Source organism: Nostoc flagelliforme FACHB-838 (assembly GCF_014698065.1).
GTDB lineage: Bacteria > Cyanobacteriota > Cyanobacteriia > Cyanobacteriales > Nostocaceae > Nostoc > Nostoc flagelliforme_B.
The window spans coordinates 40,012-61,296 of record NZ_JACJSI010000022.1 but is presented as its reverse complement, the minus strand read 5'-3'; the positions used below and the strand labels follow the sequence as shown (position 1 = coordinate 61,296).

The following is a 21,285-nucleotide window of genomic DNA, read 5'->3' as shown; positions in this document are numbered from 1 at the left end:
ATCTTCACAAATTAAAAACCTGCTATGCGTATTAGAAAGTAGGTAGGTACTATTAAAGCTAGTTATGTTAACTTTTATAAAGATTATGAGAAGGGCTTGAATCCAGGTTAGCTGCTAGTTTATGGGCGTTTACATGGTTTAGTTTTTCCCTACCAACCTACTTAATTACTGTACCTATCAAGATTAAAACGAAAAATTTGACACCTCAATCAAAAGATTTTTGATTGCACAAGCATCTTCGTCTCCCTTATTCTGGTTTCAAGAAGCACAGCCTCAACTGTTGTATGCTTTCGGTAAAAATTTTTTGGTACTGCGCTCACAAGCATCTATCAGCAGCGATCAACCATTTCTACTATCGACCGAGTTAGGTCATCGCTGTAATCAACAATAGAGTTGTTTGTCATAAATATTTCTAGCGTTGTGATTGTAAACTGAAAAGTCTTTGTGTAATTTCCTGTAATAATGTGAAACCAATGAGTCAAAACTATACTGGTTCAAACTCTCCTCTCATCACCACTGAGCCATACAAGGAATTTCCAGCAAATAGATATGTAGAATCTGTGTCTGACGATACACGTCAGTTTGATGAATCGGAGAAGAATGGCGGAATTGAGCCTTTTTTAAACGATGAAATCGCCCCAACCCTCTCAGTTGCCGATGCGATCACTCAAATGTTGGTAAATTTGGGAGTAAGCTACGCTTTTGGTGTTGCCGGTGGTGCAATGGCAAGCCTTTGGGGTGCGCTATCTAATAGCAATATAGAAGTCTTGAACTTCCGCCATGAAGCAGGAGCCGCATTTGCCGCGACAGAAGCTTACTTTGCTAACAATCGTCCCACTGTGGTTTTTACTACAGCAGGGCCGGGGATCACCAACGCCCTCACCGGATTATTTGCAGCTCGTGGCGAAGGTGCAAAGGTAATTTTGATATCGGCTTGCACCTCTGCACCGCAACGTGGACGTTGGGCAATTCAAGAAACTAGCACTTATACATTGCCAAGCGGAGGGATTTTTACCCCAGGAGCGCTATTTAACTATGCAATCACTATTGAATCTGCGGCTCAACTACCGCAGATTTTCCGCAAACTTGCTTTAGCAATGGCGCAACCAGGTGGATTTGTGGCTCATTTGAGTATTCCTACCGCAGTGCAGACAAGTTTATTTGAGAATATATCTTTACCTCAACTAAATGTTGCTCCGTTTCCGATGACTGCTTCAAAAGAAGCGATCGCTAAATCTGTAGAGTTATTATCATCTGGCCCCTTTGCCATCTGGGTTGGTTTCGGCGCGCGTGACGCAGCAGAGGAAATCCTTGAACTCGCTGAAAAAACCGGAGCAGCCGTCATGTGTTCACCCCGTGGTAAAGGTATCTTCCCCGAAGATCATCCCCAGTTTGTAGGTGTCACAGGTTTAGGCGGTCATGCTTCCGTCTTAACTTATATGGAACAACAACCTCCACTACGCACACTCGTATTAGGAACCCGCCTTGGTGAACCGACTTCCTTCTGGAGTTCGGCGCTAGTTCCAAAAGAAGGTTTTGTCCATGTAGATATTGACCCAGAAGTGCCAGGCGTAGCCTATCCCCACGTTGAAACTTTCGGAGTTCGGTCTGATATCAAAGCTTTTGTGAAAGAATTGTTGCAGCAATTACCGGATGCTCCTGATTCCGCAACTTTGTCCCTACCTCATCCAGAACACAAAGCAATTGAACCTGCACCAGACGTAGATTATCCAGTGCGGCCAGAAGTATTGATGGCAGCAATTCAAAAGATAATTGTTGAAGATACCGATGCCATAGTGATGGCAGAGTGCGGTAACTCGTTTACCTGGTCAACTCACATGCTGCAATTTTCCGAAGCTAATCGTTACCGAGTCAGCACCGGAGTTGGAGCAATGGGTCACGCCGTCACAGGAGTATTGGGTGCAGCGCTGGCGAGCAATAGCAAAGCTGTAGGAATTGTTGGCGATGGAGCCATGCTGATGAATAACGAAATCAGCACGGCCGTGAAATACAAAATTCCCGCGATTTGGATTGTACTTAACGATGCACGTTACAACATGTGCCATCAAGGGATGAAAATCTTGGGATTAAAGGGTGCAGATGCAACACTTCCACCGACAAATTTTGCCATGATTGCCCGTGGTATGGGAGCAGAAGCGATCGTAGTCGTCAGAGAGTCAGATATCGAAGCAGCATTAGAACAAGCGATCGCATCAAATGTTCCCTTTCTGATCGATGTAGTGATTGACGCTGATCGACCAGCACCATCTGGTGCACGTAATAAAAGTTTAGCAGCACAAGGAGTTAAATCAAGTTCGGCTAAAAATCCAGCCAAGCAAGTTTCATTTCCAATGGTTTGACTTTAAAAGCTGGCAATCGAATGAGATTGTTACAGAAATTACTTGCTTCCGGCTCGAAGATTTTTGTAACGAACCGCCAACGCGTAGCGTCTTGTAGAGAAGGACGCTAAGGAAAAGAGTAAAACACGGGAGCATTCCAATCTTTCAGAAATTCACAGCACTGATACAAAAACCTTTGACAACTATCTTCCCATTGCAACTGATACTTCCCTCAAGTCGGCAAACCCACCCACAAAAGTGTCCTTCTGTTTACGTCATTCTCTAATGAGACACTACGCGTTGGCGGAAGCCTTTCGTAAACAGGGCGGTTCGTTTCTTCATTCTCTTATTCCAACCAAAAATCACATTTCCGCAAGTTGGAATTTTAAATGTTTGATTTTTGAACACTAAGAGATTTATTACTTCACTCAATCTTAATCTTCGAGAGTGTTTTTCTGTCTATATCCTTACATTTCGTAATGTTCATTACTTTCTCTAACCAATTCCCACCAATATCGAGAGGTCAAGATGCTGCTATTTGAAACTGTTAGAGAAATGGGTCACGAACAAGTTCTCTTCTGTCATGGTAAAAATCCCGAAATTAAAGCAATTATTGCCATCCATGACACGAGCTTAGGCCCAGCGATGGGAGCGACAAGGCTCATGCCTTACGTCAACGAAGAAGCTGCTTTGAAAGATGCGCTTCGTTTGAGTCGGGGAATGACATATAAAGCTGCTTGCGCTAACATTCCGGCTGGTGGAGGCAAAGCAGTCATTATCGCTAATCCTGAAAATAAAACAGATGATCTGTTGAGAGCTTATGGTCGTTTTGTTGATAGCTTGAATGGGCGCTTTATTACCGGACAGGATGTCAATATTACCCCCGACGATGTGCGGACAATCAGCCAAGAAACTAAATATGTTGTTGGAGTATCAGAAAAATCTGGTGGCCCCGCTCCTATAACATCTTTAGGAGTTTTTCTCGGAATTAAAGCTGCTGTAGAATCTCGTTGGCAGAGCAAAAGACTTGATGGCATGAAAGTTGCAGTTCAAGGCTTAGGAAATGTAGGCAAAAATCTTTGCCGACACTTACATGAGCATGATGTCAAGCTTTTTGTTAGCGATGTAGATCCAGCCAAAGCAGAAGAAGCAAAACGGCTTTTTGGCGCAACTATTGTAGAGCCAAGCGAAATTTACTCTCTTGATGTAGATATATTTTCTCCTTGCGCTTTAGGAGGAATTCTTAATAGTCATACAATTCCTTTTCTGCAAGCTTCTATTATTGCTGGTGCAGCCAATAATCAATTGGAAAATGAGCAACTACATAGCCAAATGCTTACCAAGAAAGGAATTCTTTATAGCCCTGATTATGTAATTAACGCTGGAGGGCTAATCAATGTTTATAACGAAATGATTGGTTATGACGAAGAAAAAGCATTTAAGCAAGTGCATAACATTTATGACACGCTATTAGCAATTTTTGATATTGCTAACCAGCAGGGAGTTACTACTAACGATGCTGCCAAGCGATTAGCAGAAGACCGTATTCAGAACGGTAAACGAAACAAGACTAAAGCGTTCGCAGCTTAATTTTTATTATCTTAAGGAGTGAGAAGTGGAAAAAAATACCTTTGCAACATCAGCTTATATCGCTACTTCACCAGAGAGCGCCTTTAACTACCTTTGTAGTTTAAAGAACTTGGATGAATGGACGCTTTATAGCCGGATGAAAGAACAAATTGACGAAGATACCTGGCTGGGAACTGCATCTGGTTATCACAAAAATCTTTACTATCACGTTAAAAAACTAGAAAATCCGCTGTTTTATGGCATTGAGTGGCACTGCGGATTAGAGTATCAGAAATATTTTCAAGTTTACCCTGTCTTGTTGTTTCCTACAGACTACATCGAGCCAGGTACAGATGAAAAAGGTGTGTATTTTCATTGGTTGAGCTTTGTCGATCCCAAACGGCAGACTCAAATGATTATGCAGGGAATTCATACAGTACATACTTCCGAATGTCGTTCTCTCAAAGGTAATTTAGAACGCAAGGCAGGTCTGACCTCAGCAGCTAAAGGAAGCCACTTTATTGATACAGACACAATTTATGTTGATGCCCCAATTGATATCGGCATTGAATACTTAAAAGACCTAAACAACGTAGATGAGTGGGCGCATTTATTACGACCAAATGGTGATATCACGTCTGAATCAGGTGAATTCAAAGATGAATATGACCAGAAAGTAAAAGTATCTGTACGCGTTCATAGTCTGAGTAAATACTACTTGCTTGAGCAAGAACATTTCTATCCAGATTACGAATATTACCAGCGCTCTGTAGCCTTACTCATCCCAACCGCTTATGCTTTCGCTGATCCTGAAGCTTCTGGTTTTATTCTGCATCGAATCACATTCTGGAAAACAGACGGTACTGTGACCCACGGCAAACTTCAGATTGAAGACTTTGGCGCTGAGAGCATGAACATCAAACGTTTACTAGAAGCCAAAGCTGGCAATCTCAAATCATTTGACCTAGGAATGAGCTATCTACCAAAAACTCCAGAAGCACTAGTTACCAACTAAACCTCGGCGCCCCTCTGCGCTTCCCAGCCTGCGGCAAGCCGCAAAAGCGTCTACAGCGTTACTCTGCGTTTAAAATTCACCCCTAAATTTCCCACGATAAGCTGTATTGCAACACATGAAACTGAGACAACTTACGATTACCTTCCTAACTTTTTGTGTTGCCGCTTTTTCTGGAATCAAAGCTGCCTCAGCTGCATCCTTTTCAGTAATCGCCGACGGTCTATATAGCCCCGGAGGTTTGAGCTTTAGCCCTGATGGTAATCTCTATGTTACAGAGGCGGGAATAGGGGGAAGTGGCGCTTGTGTTCCACCGTCAAGCGGTCAAGGCGATTCATTATGCTACGGCACAAGTGGAGCAGTTACCAAAATTGAGAATGGTAAAACTGAGCGCATACTTACAGGACTTCCTTCCTTAGCATTACCAGATGGCACTGGAGCGGCTGGCCCCCGTGATATCAAATTTGATGCTCAAGGTAAACCTTATGTTCTGATTGGGTATGGGGCTAATCCAGCCTTTCGCGATCGCAATTTAGGTGACACTGACCTTGGTAAAATTATCGCTCCCGATTTTAAAACCAATTCCTGGGCGAGTATTGCCGATTTAGCTAACTATGAACTCGCCAACAATCCCGATGGTGGTGATGTCGGTAGCAATCCCTTGGGTTTTGCAATAGATGGCAATAAGTTAGTTGCAGTTGATGCAGGTGCAAACAACTTACTCAGTGTTAACGCTGATGGTAGTAATTTGCAGGCGATAGTTGCGTTTCCCCAAGACATCTTGACTAATCCAGTTTTTCCACCCTCCGGTACACCATCCAATGAACCGGCACAAGTGCCATCTCAAGGTGAAGAGGTGCGATCGCCTACGGCGGGGCTTCGCCCATCGCAATTTGCAAGCCAAGCAGTCCCCTCAAATGTGGCCAAAGGGCCTGATGGTGCTTATTATGTCAGCCAATTTACAGGTTTTCCCTTCCCAGAAGATGGCGCAAAAATTTATCGAGTCAGTGTAGATGGAACATCATCAGTCTTCGCCGATGGTTTTACCCAACTCACAGACTTGGAATTTGATACTGAAGGCAATTTATATGCTTTGCAGTACGCCAATCAGTCAGCCTGGAAAGGTGATTTTGATGGTTCTGTCATCAAAATAGCTGCCGATGGGACACGCACAACTCTTCTGAGTGGCAATGGATTAGAGTCACCTAGCGCCCTAACTATTGGTGCTGATGATGCCGTATACGTCACAAACCGAGGCGATCGCCCAGGAAAAGGACAAGTTCTCAGAATTGAAAATATCAAATCTGTCCCTGAACCTGATTCTGCTTTAGGCATATTAGCGATCGGTGCTTTAGGTGTTGCTTGGTTGCACAAAAAGAGAGCTACTAAACCTCCCATAAATGGAGTTGTGGCGCTCAAGTAAAGAGTTTCAAACCAATCCTACGTTCCTCAAAGACTGCGATTCGTTGTCTTTAAAACCATAAAAGTTTCCATTTATTTAACTCTCAATCTCCAAAGGTATGAAACTCAAATCATTTGCTCTTACATCTCTGACATTTTGTTTGGCTGCTATTTGTGGAACACCATCTGTACAAGCTGCAACACTAACAACAATTGTCGATGGAGTCAGTAATGCACGGGGTGTTAGCTTTGGCCCTGACGGCAGTCTCTACGTAGCAGAGCCAGGTATCGGAGGGAACGGAAATTGCCAACCATCTCCGAGTACTCTGTTTCAGCCTATCTGTGCTGGTAATAGTGGTTCACTGGTCAAAGTTGCATCAGATGGCACCACACAGCGTCTATTCAATAACTTTGAATCTATAGCAGAGCAACCCAGTGGCAACCAAGGCGCTGGTATTCAAGACGTACAATTCGACTCTCAGGGGAATGCTTATCTTCTAACTGGGTTTGCCGGTTATCCAGGAAATCGTGATCTAGAATCACTTAACCTTGGTGCTACTTTCCCGATCCCAGAGCAGCAACTAATTACTTTCCCCCCATCCACACCCGATAAAGTACTGAATACCCCGCTTTTAGCACAACTTTTCAAAGCTGACTTGAATACCGGAAAGCTGGAAAGTATTTTCGACTTCGGCAAGTATGAAATTGCTAATAACCCAGACGGTGGGGATGTAGTTACCAATCCGTTTGATTTGACCATTGATGGCGATACTGCTTATGTCGTTGACGGGGGTGGAAACGCCGCTTACAAAGTCAAACTTGACGGAAGTGAGTCTGAGGCAATTGCAATTCCTAAGAAAGTCCTTAGTGCTTCAAAATTGCCACCCCTTCCACCAGGACAAGAACTGCCTCCAGGGTTAGTAGACATACTTCCAGGAGGAAACATCGCAATTCAATCAGTACCTACAGGTGGCACGATTGGCCCCGATGGAGCCTTGTACGTTGCGGAATATTCAGGTTTTCCATATCCAGAAAATGAATCGCGGATCTTCCGCATCGGCGAAGATGGCAACCCAGAGGTTTTTCTGGATGGGTTTACACAAATCACAGACTTAACCTTTGACGATCAAGGCAATTTGCTGGTGTTACAGTTCGGCGACGAATCCCAGTTGCAGGGTGACTTGCGGTTCCTTCCCGGTTCTCTGATTAAAGTTGCTCCTGATCTAACTCGCACAACGCTGGTTGCTGCGGGTGAAGGGTTGGAATCATCTGCTGGAATCGATATTGGCCCTGACGGGCAAATATACATCACCAAGCGCGGTGTCGGCCCACAACTAGGATCGGTTGTTCGGGTGGATGGTCTCGTTGCCGAAAAAGTCCCCGAACCTACTTCAATACTTGGCTTATTAGCACTTGCTAGTGTAGGCGCAACTGGTGCGATCGCCAAGCGCAAACGCCAACACAAGTTGGGTGAAGAGTTACTACCCAAAGCAGAGATAGTCTAATTCCTCATTACTTGGTGTCAGGTAATAGTTAGAGAATAGGCTGCTGCCTCACACAGAAAGTTGCATTTCAAACAGCAGGCAGCAGCCCAAATATTAGGGTTCCCGAACTAGGACTGGGAACGAATATTAGTCTAGGAAAGAGTATACACTCATACAACCAGGACTTCAAACTCATGGGATTAGTCAAAAATTTCTCAATCGGCATTCTCGGTACTGGATTGATGGTGCTGGCAACAGCAGCCCAAGCCAAGGCTGTAACATTAACTTACGACAGAAGTATCGGCAGTCCTGGCTTCGGCCCTGGAGAACTGTTTGTTCCCCAAGGGATAGCAGTCGATAGCCAAGGGAATACCCTCATAGCTAACGGACGCGGTGTTAACCCGGCGGATGGTACTTCTAACTACGACATCGGTCACAAAATTGAAATATTTAATCCTAGCGGTCAGTATATTGGAGCAATTGGCTCCGGCGGCACAGGGCCTGGGCAGTTTGACGAGCCAACAACTGTAGACTTTAATCCCGTAACAGGGGAGTTGTATGCAGGTGATGTTCGCAACAACCGCATCAATCAATTCGATTCTCAGGGTAACTTTATTAGATCCTTTGCAAATGGAGCATTTACCCCTCTGGTAGAGGATAGATTGTTCTTTGGGCCATCTGGTGTGACATTTGACAAGGATGGCAACTTCTACGTAGGTGATTTTAACGGCGAAAGGATTCTTAAATATACATCAGACGGACAGCCAATTGGTATCATTGGTGGTACCAGAGGCACTGCACCTGGGGAATTCCAAGGTGTAGCAGGTATAAGAATTTCCCCAGTTAGTGGAAATATCTTTGTAGCTGACCAGTATAACAACCGCGTTCAAGTACTCGATCCAAATGGTAGCCCTCTGTTGGCATTTGGTTCAGTAGGTAGCGAACCTGGACAACTTCTTCAGCCAATTGGCATCGAAGTGGACGAAGAAGAGAATGTTTATGTAGCTGATTCTATCAACAGTCGCGTTCAGGTATTTGATAAAAACGGTAACTTCTTGACTTCCTTCGGTGAAAATGCCCGCGATGCATCAGGGAACCCTGTACCGCCTCCAGCATTCACTGGCCCTCCTTTTGGCAACCCCCTCGACCTCACTCCTGGCAGATTTAACTGGACGGGTGGCACAACCCTCAAAGATGACAAGCTTTATGTGGGCGATTTCTTCCAAGGTCGCGTCCAAGTGCTAAATGTAGAAGGCAGAAAGCAAGTACCGGAGCCAAGTTCAGCACTGAGTTTAGCATTGCTTGGACTTGGGGCTGCTACCGTCACATTGCGAAAACGTGGACAACAAAAGACAGTCTTCAGTTTAGAGAAGTAATTGCAAAAATAGTACTGAGTTCTGCTGATGCTTGAATAACAGTCTGGTAAGGTGCGTTAGCCAAAGGCATAACGCACCACGTAAATAATTTCGGTAGCGTACTCTCGGCGGTAACACCCAACAAAAGTTTCAGGTGATTAAATCTGGAACAAGGCAGATAAAAACTGTATAAGACAGCAGAGCCAACATTATTAAGGTGCTTTTAGGACATTAATAGTTCATGCAAATTCTGATTTATTCATATAACTATCATCCAGAACCAATCGGTATTGCACCTTTGATGACTGAACTAGCAGAAGGGCTAGTGAAGCGAGGGCATAAAGTACGGGTAATTACAGGTATGCCTAACTATCCTCAGCGTCAGATTTACGATCGCTATCGGGGTAAGTTATACGTTACTGAACATAAAAATGGTGTCAAAATTCAGCGTAGTTACCTGCGGATTAAATCTAAACCTAACCTTATAGATCGCCTACTGCTAGAGTTGAGCTTTGTTTTTACAAGTTTGCCACAAGCTCTCAGGGGCGAGCGACCTGATTTAATTCTCTTAACAGTGCCGCCGTTACTAGTTTGCTTACCTGCAACCTTAATAGCTTGGCTATACAACTGTCCAGTAGTGCTGAATGTGCAAGATATTCTGCCAGAAGCTGCTGTGCGTGTTGGGCTAATTAAAAATAAGTTAATGATTTCAGCCCTGGAAACTTTAGAAAAATTTGCCTACCGAACTGCACATAGCATTAGCGTTATTGCCGATGGCTTTGTAGATAATTTAAAAAATAAAGGTGTCCCGGCTAATAAAATTGCTTGCATTCCAAATTGGGTAAATCTAAATTTTATTCGCCCTTTACCGAAGGAGAATAACTATTGGAGAGCTACCCATCAACTTGATGATAAATTTGTAGTGCTTTATTCAGGTAATATTGCTCTGACGCAAGGTTTGGAGACAGTAATAGAAGCAGCATCTCGCTTGCGTCATCTCAAAGAAATTGTCTTTGTAATTGCGGGTGAATCTCAAGCTCTCAAAAGGTTGCAAAAGCATTGTCTTGCTTGTGGTGCAGATAACGTTTTGCTGTTACCATTGCAACCGCGAGAAAAACTACCGCAAATGTTAGCAGCCGCTGATGTCGGTTTGATTGTGCAAAAGAGCAATGTAATTTCCTTCAATATGCCTTCTAAAATACCACTGCTGTTAGCCAGTGGCCGCCCAATAGTGGGTTCAGTTCCTGCCACTGGTACTGCTGCCAAAGCTATCAAAGAAAGTGGTGGCGGCATTATTGTTGAACCGGAGTCAGCAGATGCTTTAGCTGGTGCAGTATTAAATTTATATAATCAGCCGGAATTAGCAGCAAAATTAGGGCGCAAAGGCAGAAAGTTTGCGGTAGAAAACTATTCCTTTGAGCAAGCGCTAAATCGGTATGAAGAGTTATTTGCTGATGTGGTTTCTAAACGGGCGACAACTTTGGATATCTTGCCAGAATTGAGTTCTAAGGAATCACTTGTTGATATTTGAAAATTGGGGATTGGAGATTGGGGATTAAAAATATGAGAATTTATATGCAATGCCCAATGCGTAATACCTAATGCCCAATTCTAGGTTAAGCGACCTTTATAATATGACTGACTTATGATATTAGATCAGCTTAAAAAAACAGACGAAAGCTTGATTGCCTTACTGAGCGATCGCATATCATTATTAGCAGCATCAGAACAACCTTCTTTAGATGAACAACTGGCTGATGTGGCTCCTCTCCTGGCTCAAGCTGGTATTCCTGAGTCTGTTTGGGCAGGTGTAGTAAATAGTTGCCATGCTACTTTGATTCCTAAATCTGCAACAAATCACGTCACTCCCCGACAAATTACGATCATCGGTGGACGCGGCAGGATGGGAAAATTATTTAAAGAGCAGCTTTCGCTAGTAGGTAACAATGTTAGTGTTCTCGAACATGAAGATTGGGAATACGCAGATAAACTGTTGAGTCAGGCAGAATTAGTTTTAGTAAGCGTTCCTATCGAACATACGGTTGATGTTATCAAGCGTGTAGCAAAATATGTTGCCCCAACTACAGCTTTATGTGACATCACAAGTATTAAAACACAGCCAACTCAAGCGATGCTCGAACACCATTGTGGCCCCGTCATGGGTTTACATCCAATGTTTGGGCCAAATATCAAATCGTTTTTAGGACAAAAAGTGATAATTTGTCCAGGTAGAAACGACGATTCATTTCAATGGTTTTTAGACTTTCTTAAAAGTAAAGGTGCTGAGTTAGTCGCTTGCACGCCTGAAGAACACGATCAGATGATGGTGATTGTTCAAGCAACGCAACATTTCTGTAGATTTAGCCTTGGCGTTTTCTTGACACAAGCAAGAATCGATATAGAGCAGAGTTTAACAATGTCAACTCCTAATTACCGTCAAGAAATTGACATTGTTAAACGTTTATTTTCCCAAAATCCGCACTTATGTGTGGATATTATGCTAGCTACAGAAGAAAGATGTCAGACAATTAGCTTTTTAGCTGATACTTATAGTCGATTAGCGAGACTGGTAGCGAAAAAAGATAGAGATGCCTTAATTCAAGAGTTTGAAAACGCTCAAAGCTTCTTTGAAGAGAAAATTAGCAGTTTTATCCAGCCTTTAAATGCAGCTGCTAAAACAGCTATCCAACGAGATTTTAAACCACAGATGCACACAAATATTAGCATTTGAGTAAGAAAAAATATGCTGATAGATATCTTTCATGATACCGTTTGCCCTTGGTGCAGGATTGGTAAAAAACATCTGTTTGATGCATTGGCACAACGGCAAGAAAAAGAGATAAATATTCGATGGCATCCCTTTCTTCTGGACAATACTGTTCCTGCTGAAGGTTATGAATTCCGTAGCTTTATGCAAAATAGAAAAGGCATGAAAGCGGAAGAAATTCAACAAATGTTTGATAGTGCCCAACGCGCAGGTGAGGCGGCTGGAGTTAAGCTAGATTTTGACAAAATTAGTTTGGCTGTCAATACTAAGCTTTCTCATCAGCTGATTGCACTTGCACCCAGCAACGTAAAAAATGATGTTGTAGAAGCTATTTATAAAGCTTACTTTGAAGATGGTTTGAACATTGGAAATATTGATGTGATTGTTGCCATCGGTACAGCATATCAGATGAATGCTAGTGAATTACGGCTACAATTAAATGATGATGGTGCGGTCGATACAGTTGTTGCTGAATCAACATTTGCTCGATTAAATGGCATCAACAGCGTTCCCTTCTTTGTGATCAATAACAAAATCAAGGTAAATGGCTCTCACTCGGTAAAGGTGTTCCTTGAAACTTTGAATCGTGCTGCACTTTTAGATATACCCGCAAAAATATGATAGTTGACATTAAGCAAAAAAATAAATTCAATCTGCAACCAATTCATCAACGTGTTTCGGTTTCTTTCAACTACGAGGTTTACTTCACCCAAAATTTATTTGAGTTGAAAAATCCCACCTTGGCCCAAGTGATTACAGCGGATGCAGAGACTAAGCCAAAGAAAATATTTGCAGTTGTAGATGCAGGAATATTAAAGTATCAACCTGAATTGGTGAAGCAATTAGTTGCGTATACCAAGTTTTATGCAGAGGTACTAGCGATCGCAGCCGAACCAATGATAATTTCGGGAGGAGAAGCTGCTAAAAACGATCGCAATTTAGTAGATCAAATCCAGCAACAGATTGAAGCAGCTGGATTATGTCGCCACTCCTACATATTAGCGATCGGTGGCGGGGCTGTATTGGATTTGGTAGGATATGCAGCCGCAACTGCTCACCGAGGAATTCGCCTAATTCGCGTGCCGACAACAGTGTTGGCACAAAATGATTCTGGGGTTGGAGTCAAAAACGGCATCAATGCCTTTGGGAAAAAGAACTTTCTCGGCACTTTTGCGCCACCTTATGCAGTTATAAATGACTCTGCCTTTCTGACAACCCTAGACGATCGCGATTGGCGTTCTGGAATCGCAGAAGCAATCAAAGTAGCGCTGATTAAAGATGCTAGCTTTTTTGATTTTATCCACCGCCACACCCCAGCCTTGGTCTGCCGAGATATGGATAGTATGCAACAAGTTATCTATCGTTGCGCTCAGTTGCACTTAGAACATATTGCCAATGGCGGCGATCCTTTTGAAATGGGTTCCTCTCGTCCCCTAGATTTTGGACATTGGGCGGCTCATAAACTCGAACATTTGACAAATTATCGCTTGCGTCATGGCGAAGCAGTTGCGATCGGTATCGCTTTGGATAGCACCTATTCCTTTTTAGCAGGATTGCTGGATTGTTCAGATTGGCAACGAATATTAAAGACTTTATCGGCGTTGGGTTTCACATTGTATGTGCCAGAACTAGCCCAGAAGTTATCACAATTGGAAGATCCTGATTGTCTATTTCGGGGTTTAACTGAATTCCGTGAACATTTAGGGGGAGAGTTAACTTTAACGCTGTTACAAGGGATTGGGAAAAGAATTGAGGTTCATGAGGTGGATTTGTTTTTGTACAAGCAAGCAATATCGCTGTTGCAAGAATTTAGGGTGAAGTTTTAAACGCAGAAGAACACTGAGTTTTTATGAATCTACTACTTTTGGGAGAAGCGGAGTTTTCTGGATAGCTTTATCAGAGAATATACTAAAAAAGCAGTATAAAAAGCGAATAAATTGACACCCAATCTAAAAATTATTCAATGTATTATCTGCTTAATATCTAGTATTCTTAAGTAAGAAACAAAAAGTTTTTCATTACATCTTTTAAAAAGAATAGGCGAAGGAAAATATTTTGGCTTGGATTGAAAGTAAGCTGTCTAAGCCTGTTCTAAATTCCCAAATAACTACTAATAATGATTAATGGTTATTGATTAATGACTGACTAATAACTATTACAGAGAAATTACTCATGGTTTTTGATTCACGTTCCTACCAAACCCTTGGCGGTGTAAGTATTTCTCGCTCCATCGCCGAAGTTCAGATGGACACTGCTCTCGAAGATGTTCTCTTCCACTTAAATTCTCAGCGTGGAGGCTTGCTAAGGAGTAGCTACGAATATCCAGGCAGATACAAAAGATGGGCGATCGGATTTGTCAATCCACCTTTAGAGTTGACTACACATGAGAATGCTTTCACTTTGATAGCGTTAAATGAACGTGGTCAAACACTTTTACCATTCCTCTTAAAGCGTCTATCTCAGTCAGCACAGCTTGAGAAAGTCACCCAAGATAATAACAATATTGTCGGTTTTATTAAACCTACTAAAAAATTATTTACTGAAGAAGAACGCAGTAAGCAACCTTCATCATTTACAGTTGTCCGCGAAATTCTATATACTTTCTCTAGCCAAGAAGACGAGCATTTAGGCTTGTATGGTGCTTTTGGTTATGACTTAGTTTTTCAGTTTGAACCAATTACCCAACATCTCGAACGTCCTACAGATCAGCGAGATTTGGTGCTTTATCTGCCAGATGAATTGATTGTTGTTGACTACTATCAGCAACGTGCATTTCGTCTACAATATGATTTTGAAACAGCGCACGGCAACACAAAGAATCTTCCGAGAACAGGTGAGTCTGTAGATTATCGCGGCAAACATCTTCAACCGAGTCAAACTGCTGACCATGAAATAGGCGAATATGCGAAAAAAGTTGAGGTTGCACTCGACTATTTCCGCAGAGGCGATTTATTTGAAGTTGTTCCTAGTCAAAACTTTCTTGAGAGCTATGAAGACGAACCCAGTAAACTATTCAACACCTTAAAGGAAATAAATCCCAGTCCTTACGGGTTTATTTTTAATCTAGGTGGAGAATATCTCATAGGTGCATCTCCAGAAATGTTTGTGCGGGTTGAAGGTAGACGGGTAGAAACTTGTCCAATTAGTGGCACTATTAGCCGGGGACAAGATGCTCTTGACGATGCGGTGCAAATTCGTCAGTTACTCAACTCTCACAAAGATGAAGCTGAGTTGACCATGTGTACTGATGTCGATCGCAATGACAAATCCCGAATCTGCGAACCTGGTTCAGTACAAGTCATTGGTCGTCGCCAAATCGAATTATACAGCCACCTGATACATACAGTAGATCATGTTGAAGGGACACTGCGATCGCAATTTGATGCTTTAGATGCCTTTCTTTCGCATACATGGGCAGTTACAGTCACAGGCGCACCCAAAAGGGCAGCAATAGATTTTTTGGAACGGTACGAAAAGAGCGCTCGACGTTGGTATGGTGGAGCAGTTGGCTATCTCAATTTCAACGGTAATTTAAATACTGGATTAATTCTGCGGACAATCCGGTTAAAAGACTGCATTGCAGAAGTGCGAGCTGGCGCTACAGTCCTTTATGACTCCATACCACAAGCAGAAGAACAAGAAACAATTACCAAAGCTGCTGCTTTATTTGAGACAATTCGCCGTGTTAAGCAAACCACTCAGAAAACTGCTCAATCCAGTTCTATAAAATTAACTAAAATCTTTCCCAGTGCAGAAGGTGGCAAACGCATCTTACTAATAGATTACGAAGACTCATTTGTTCATACCCTAGCCAATTACATTCGTCAAACTGGTGCAAATGTCACCACACTGCGTCATGGTTTCTCCGAATCGCTATTCGATAAAGAACGCCCTGACTTAGTTGTTTTATCTCCTGGCCCTGGTAGACCAAGTGATTTTGGGGTTCCCCAGACTGTAGGTGCGCTTCTCCATCGCAAAATTCCTATTTTCGGAGTTTGTCTGGGACTGCAAGGCATCGTTGAAGCTTTTGATGGAGAATTGGGAGTCCTCAACTATCCCCAACATGGTAAATCTTCACGGATTTTTGTCACCGATTCCAATTCTGTTACCTTCAAAAATTTACCACAATCTTTTCCAGTCGGTAGATATCACTCATTGTTTGCCCTACCGCAAAGTTTGCCAAAAGAACTTAAAGTAACAGCGATTTCTGATGACGACGTAATTATGGGTATTGAACATCAGACACTTCCCATCGCCGCCGTTCAGTTTCATCCAGAATCAATTATGACTTTAGCCGGAGAAGTCGGTCTGGCAATCATTAAAAATGTGGTGGGTGCATATACAACCAAAGAGTCATTAGTCATTGGTCATTAGTCATTGGGCAATTCAATTTTAGATTTTGGACTAAATTTTAATCTAAAATTGTTAATCCAAAATCTAAAATCTAAAATTCTTACTCCCCACTCCCCCTAGCAATTTATGACTAACCAAGTTACCACTTCCCGCCATATTCTTGAAGAAATTGTGTCGCATAAGAGGCAAGAAGTTGCCCAAATGCAGCAAGAACTGCCTTTAGCCTCCTTGCGAAAACAGTTAAATGCAGCCCCGACTGTGCGAAATTTCTTGACTGCCTTACAAAAAAATCCTCACCAACCGAGCTTAATTGCCGAGGTTAAAAAAGCATCACCTAGCCGTGGGATTATCCGTGCAGATTTTGACCCAGTAGCGATCGCTCAAGCTTATGAACGGGGTGGTGCAGCTTGTTTATCAGTCCTGACTGACCAAAAGTTCTTTCAGGGTGGTTTTGATAATTTGCGGAGAGTGCGTAAGCAAGTTGCATTACCCCTACTCTGCAAGGAGTTCATCATTGACCGTTATCAAATTTATTTAGCACGGACAGCAGGCGCAGATGCAGTATTATTGATTGCCGCCATTTTATCAGATCGAGAACTCCAAGATTTTTTGCGAGTGATTCATGATTTGGGGATGACTGCGCTGGTGGAAGTTCATACCTTGGCGGAACTGGATCGGGTGCTAAAACTTGAGGACTTACATCTAGTCGGAATCAACAATCGCAATTTAGAAGATTTTACCCTTGATTTAAGAACAACACAGCAACTTTTAGCAGAGCGTCAACAACAATTACAAAGTTTGGATATCACTGTCGTCAGCGAGTCTGGACTGTATACACCTGCTGATTTATCTTTTGTGGCTGAAGCTGGGGCGCGTGCAGTTTTAATTGGAGAGTCTTTAGTTAAACAAAGCGATGTAGAGCAAGGTGTACGCAGTCTTTTGAGCCTTTTTTAGAATACAGACCTAACCCCCAGCCCCTTAAGAGCTAGCGTTGGGGAGTAAGATTCAAAGCCTCTCTCCTTTTAGGAGAGAGGTTTGGAGAGAGGTTAGACTGTATTGCATCCAAGCGAAAAGCGCTATATCCCACCTTCAAAAAGTGAAGCTCTAATACTCGTTAACGGAGATAAAAGCCTCATTCACGGAGCTAAAAGGCTCGTTAACGGAGATAAAAGCCTCATTCACGGAGCTAAAAGACTCGTTGACGGAGATAAAAGCCTCATTCACGGAGCTAAAAGGCTCGTTAACGGAGATAAAAGCCTCATTCACGGAGCTAAAAGGCTCGTTAACGGAGATAAAAGCCTCATTCACGGAGCTAAAAGGCTCGTTAACCAAAAACTTAGTGTGGACATCACTAATTGGTAAGTGTTAATTATTCCAAAACTATTAACCAATCATTAACTATATTTCAATATGACTTCTATCTCTGCTTCCTTTCAAACTTTACGCGATCGCCAACAGTGTGCTTTGATCCCCTTTATCACAGCAGGCGATCCTAACTTAGAAACCACTGCCGAAGCTTTACGCATTTTAGATCGCAACGGTGCAGACTTTATCGAGTTGGGTATTCCCTACTCCGATCCTCTCGCAGATGGGCCTGTAATTCAAGCAGCAGCAACCCGCGCTCTGCAAAAAGGCACGAAATTAGAGCAAGTGCTAGAGATGTTACAGGTGGTGAGTCCTAACATAAAAGCGCCGATCATTTTATTTACTTATTACAATCCCATTTTACACCGAGGTATTAAGCCATTTTTAGGAAAAATTGCTGCTGCTGGCGTCCGAGGCTTAGTAGTGCCAGACTTACCCTTAGAAGAAGCAGAAGAACTAATCCAAACTGCTGCATCTTACGGAATTGAGGTAATTTTACTCGTAGCTCCTACCAGTTCTCAAGATAGGATTGAAGCGATCGCTCGTCAATCTCAGGGTTTTATCTACCTAGTAAGCGTTACAGGTGTTACAGGTATCCGCGCTCAAATCCAAGACCGCGTAAAGCATTTAATTACAGATTTGCGAAGCGTCACCGATAAACCCATCGGCGTTGGTTTTGGCATCTCCGGCCCAGAACAAGCACATCAAGTAATGGAATGGGGTGCAGACGCGGTAATTGTTGGTAGTGCCTTCGTTAAAAGGTTAGCTGAAGGTAGCCCAACCCAAAGATTGCAAGCTGTAGAACAACTCTGTAAAGAACTTAAAACAGCCATTACTCAAGTATCCCTGCAACAAGTTGGTTCCGCAAAATAAAAAGCTCTCTTTTTTCTCTCTCTGCGTTCTCTGCGCCTCTGTGGTTCGACAAAGAATAGCCAACCGCAAAGGGGAGGCAGCGCGGTCTTGGGGGTATCCCCCATGAGCGACTGCCGTCGCAAAGATCGCAAAGGAAGAAATACAAAGGAAATCTTGGCCATGAAATCCCTGCTGAAATCTCTCAAAATATTAATTTATAGCGTACTTCTAGTTAGCGCCTGTGCTATTACAGTCTTCGCCCACGATCGCATTGACCACAAACAATACAAATACAATTGGAATCACAATGTTGGACAATACGCTCGCCCAACTGTAAGGAAGAACGTAACTGACCTAACATCAGCAGAGAAAACAGCCTTCGTCAAAGCGATCAAAACCTTAAAAACTGTAATCCCCGCAGGTAGCAAGCTCAGTATCTACGACCAATTCGTTGCCATACATATAGGGGCAACACGCTTGATTCATAACCATGAAGGACATTCCAATGGTTCCGTTCAAGAATTGGCTCATGAAAATGCTGCATTTTTCCCTTGGCATCGAGAATATATTCGCAGATTTGAACAAGCACTGCAAGCAGTAGACCCAAATGTTACTCTCCCATACTGGGATTGGACAGATGCCAAAGCACTTGATGTAATTTTTAACGATGACTTTCTTGGTTCTAACGGTCAAGGAGTAACCATCAAAATTCCCAATCAGGGAAACTTTACAGGCGGGCCTGTACCTGGCGCTTTTTCGGCTGCAAATGGCTGGGTTATGAATCCAGCATTAAACATTGACCCAGATACCAACACATCATTAGGTACATCACTTGTCCGCTTTCTAAAACTACCTCCTGCCACCGATTACCCTGTCCCCAAAAAAGATATTGAGCGTGCCTTGGCTCTTAATGACTATTCTCTATTTCGCCCTGCTTTGGAAGGATTTATCTCTGTAGATGAGCAAGGTAAAGTCACTCCAGGAGGATTCATACACAACTACATTCATGGTTTAGTTGGTGGGGTACAGATAGACGCAAGCACAATACCCGTAAAGTTTAAGGGCTTGGGTACCATGAGCAATATACCAAGTTCGCCTTATGACCCAGTGTTTTGGTTACATCATGCGAACGCAGACCGCCTCTGGGCTGAATGGCAAGAAAATGGTCATAAAGGTAGCGATTTTTATCCTGCTGATGGTCAGCCTAATGGACACAATCTTAAAGACCTAATGTGGCCTTGGGACGGCGGTATGTCTACCCCCAAAGCTACAGCGTTAGGAGATTTACTATCGCTATTGCCAAATTTTGACTCTAAAGATTTGGTGCGCCCTATAGACGTTTTGAATCACAGGGAATTGGGCTATACCTACGAAACCCGTGCAAAGGAAGCGCGAAAAGAATCTTATCTGTGGCAGAAGTTCTAAAAAGTTAGAACGAAAGTAAACAATACTTGAACATAAAGGATTTTCAACTGTGGTAAGCATCCAAGATATCAACGCTACGATTTCAACTACATCTGTGCTACCTGACCTTTTAGGCAGGTTTGGAAAATTCGGTGGTAAGTACGTCCCCGAAACCTTAATGCCTGCATTAAGTGAATTGGAAGCGGCATTTAATCAATATTGCAACGAGCCGAGTTTCCAAGCGGAACTGCAAAACTTACTGCGCGATTATGTAGGACGACCCAGCCCATTATATTTTGCTGAACGTTTGACAACAAACTACGCTAGACCAGATGGCACAGGGCCGCAAATTTATTTAAAGCGCGAAGATTTAAATCATACAGGCGCTCACAAAATTAATAATGCCTTGGCTCAGGTTTTGCTAGCGAAACGCATGGGCAAGCAACGGGTGATTGCAGAGACAGGTGCAGGACAACACGGCGTAGCAACTGCAACTGTATGTGCTAGGTTTGGTTTGAAATGTGTAATTTACATGGGCGTTCAGGATATGGAACGCCAATCCTTGAACGTGTTCCGCATGAAATTAATGGGGGCAGAAGTTCGTCCAGTTGAGGCAGGTACGGGAACTCTCAAGGATGCAACTTCTGAAGCAATTCGGGATTGGGTGACAAATGTAGAAACAACCCATTACATCCTCGGTTCTGTTGCTGGGCCCCATCCCTACCCAATGATTGTCCGTGACTTCCACGCGATAATTGGTGTAGAAACTCGCACTCAAGCTCAGGAGAAATGGGGAGGATTACCAGATATTCTACTGGCTTGCGTGGGTGGAGGTTCCAATGCGATCGGCTTATTTCATGAGTTTACGCATGAACCTTCGGTGCGCCTAATCGGAGTAGAAGCGGCGGGTGAAGGTGTAGATACAGAAAAACACGCCGCTACCTTGACAAAAGGAAAAATAGGTGTGTTACACGGTGCAATGAGCTATTTACTGCAAGATGATGATGGTCAAGTCATCGAAGCCCATTCAATTAGCGCCGGATTAGACTATCCCGGCGTTGGCCCTGAGCATAGTTATTTAAAGGATCTTGGTCGCGCCGAATATTACAGTGTTACCGATAAACAGGCTTTAGAAGCATTCCAAAGGCTTTCGCAACTAGAAGGGATTATCCCAGCCTTAGAAACTGCTCATGCGATCGCATATCTCGAAACCCTTTGTCCTCAATTAGAAGGCAACCCCCGCATCGTCATCAACTGTTCCGGCAGAGGTGACAAAGATGTGCAAACCGTTGCCAAAGTCCTGATTCCTTAATTTTCTCTTCTTGTCATTAGTCATTAGTCATTTGTCCTTCGTGAATGACTAATGACTGATGACTAATGACCA

The 21,285-nt window shown here is 43.1% G+C and carries 17 protein-coding genes; all 17 read left to right on the top strand.

Features of this window, described 5'->3' with window-relative positions:
- Positions 1 to 220: 220 nt before the first annotated feature.
- The 17 genes from H6G97_RS13670 (at position 221) to trpB (ending at position 21,213) form a co-directional block, all read left to right on the top strand.
- Positions 221 to 391 carry a hypothetical protein gene (locus H6G97_RS13670; protein WP_190941127.1) on the top strand — a complete coding sequence of 57 codons (171 nt, stop codon included), beginning with the start codon at positions 221 to 223 and terminating at the stop codon, positions 389 to 391.
- 82 nt (positions 392 to 473) lie between these two features.
- Positions 474 to 2,360 (top strand): scytonemin biosynthesis protein ScyA, encoded by a 1,887-nt coding sequence (gene scyA / locus H6G97_RS13665; RefSeq protein WP_190941126.1) that lies wholly within the window; start codon positions 474 to 476, stop codon positions 2,358 to 2,360.
- Between the two features lie 507 nt (positions 2,361 to 2,867).
- Complete coding sequence (gene scyB, locus H6G97_RS13660) at positions 2,868 to 3,929, top strand: tryptophan dehydrogenase ScyB (RefSeq protein ID WP_190941125.1); 1,062 nt, start codon at positions 2,868 to 2,870, stop codon at positions 3,927 to 3,929.
- 25 nt (positions 3,930 to 3,954) lie between these two features.
- Entirely contained in the window at positions 3,955 to 4,923 is a 969-nt protein-coding gene (scyC, locus tag H6G97_RS13655) for a scytonemin biosynthesis cyclase/decarboxylase ScyC (RefSeq protein WP_190941124.1), read from the top strand.
- Between the two features lie 115 nt (positions 4,924 to 5,038).
- A complete protein-coding gene (locus H6G97_RS13650; protein ID WP_190941123.1) occupies positions 5,039 to 6,343 on the top strand; it encodes a ScyD/ScyE family protein in 1,305 nt (434 codons plus the stop codon).
- A 97-nt stretch (positions 6,344 to 6,440) separates the two neighbouring features.
- Positions 6,441 to 7,826: a ScyD/ScyE family protein gene (locus H6G97_RS13645; RefSeq protein ID WP_190941122.1), complete on the top strand. Its 1,386-nt coding sequence runs from the start codon at positions 6,441 to 6,443 to the stop codon at positions 7,824 to 7,826.
- A 173-nt stretch (positions 7,827 to 7,999) separates the two neighbouring features.
- The gene (gene scyF, locus H6G97_RS13640; RefSeq protein ID WP_190941121.1) at positions 8,000 to 9,181 is read left to right on the top strand and encodes a scytonemin biosynthesis PEP-CTERM protein ScyF; all 1,182 of its coding nucleotides are present in this window, start codon (positions 8,000 to 8,002) and stop codon (positions 9,179 to 9,181) included.
- Between the two features lie 220 nt (positions 9,182 to 9,401).
- On the top strand, positions 9,402 to 10,691 hold the full coding sequence (locus H6G97_RS13635) for a glycosyltransferase family 4 protein (RefSeq protein ID WP_190941120.1): 1,290 nt from the start codon (positions 9,402 to 9,404) through the stop codon (positions 10,689 to 10,691).
- 114 nt (positions 10,692 to 10,805) lie between these two features.
- Positions 10,806 to 11,891: a bifunctional chorismate mutase/prephenate dehydrogenase gene (tyrA, locus tag H6G97_RS13630; protein ID WP_190941119.1), complete on the top strand. Its 1,086-nt coding sequence runs from the start codon at positions 10,806 to 10,808 to the stop codon at positions 11,889 to 11,891.
- 12 nt (positions 11,892 to 11,903) lie between these two features.
- Positions 11,904 to 12,548, top strand: coding sequence for a DsbA family oxidoreductase (locus tag H6G97_RS13625; RefSeq protein WP_190941118.1), 645 nt, complete (start codon positions 11,904 to 11,906; stop codon positions 12,546 to 12,548).
- Positions 12,545 to 13,753 (top strand): 3-dehydroquinate synthase, encoded by a 1,209-nt coding sequence (locus H6G97_RS13620; RefSeq protein WP_190941117.1) that lies wholly within the window; start codon positions 12,545 to 12,547, stop codon positions 13,751 to 13,753. Before H6G97_RS13625 ends, H6G97_RS13620 begins: the two co-directional genes overlap by 4 nt.
- Positions 13,754 to 14,099: 346 nt before the next feature.
- Complete coding sequence (locus H6G97_RS13615) at positions 14,100 to 16,301, top strand: anthranilate synthase (protein ID WP_190941116.1); 2,202 nt, start codon at positions 14,100 to 14,102, stop codon at positions 16,299 to 16,301.
- A 105-nt stretch (positions 16,302 to 16,406) separates the two neighbouring features.
- Positions 16,407 to 17,234 (top strand): indole-3-glycerol phosphate synthase TrpC, encoded by an 828-nt coding sequence (gene trpC, locus H6G97_RS13610; protein WP_190941115.1) that lies wholly within the window; start codon positions 16,407 to 16,409, stop codon positions 17,232 to 17,234.
- Between the two features lie 102 nt (positions 17,235 to 17,336).
- The gene (locus H6G97_RS13605; RefSeq protein ID WP_190941114.1) at positions 17,337 to 17,642 is read left to right on the top strand and encodes a hypothetical protein; all 306 of its coding nucleotides are present in this window, start codon (positions 17,337 to 17,339) and stop codon (positions 17,640 to 17,642) included.
- Positions 17,643 to 17,690: 48 nt separating this feature from the next.
- Complete coding sequence (trpA, locus tag H6G97_RS13600) at positions 17,691 to 18,518, top strand: tryptophan synthase subunit alpha (RefSeq protein WP_190941113.1); 828 nt, start codon at positions 17,691 to 17,693, stop codon at positions 18,516 to 18,518.
- A gap of 102 nt (positions 18,519 to 18,620) precedes the next feature.
- Entirely contained in the window at positions 18,621 to 19,922 is a 1,302-nt protein-coding gene (locus H6G97_RS13595) for a tyrosinase family protein (protein ID WP_242054921.1), read from the top strand.
- A 49-nt stretch (positions 19,923 to 19,971) separates the two neighbouring features.
- Positions 19,972 to 21,213 (top strand): tryptophan synthase subunit beta, encoded by a 1,242-nt coding sequence (gene trpB / locus H6G97_RS13590; protein WP_190941112.1) that lies wholly within the window; start codon positions 19,972 to 19,974, stop codon positions 21,211 to 21,213.
- Positions 21,214 to 21,285 lie beyond the last annotated feature (72 nt).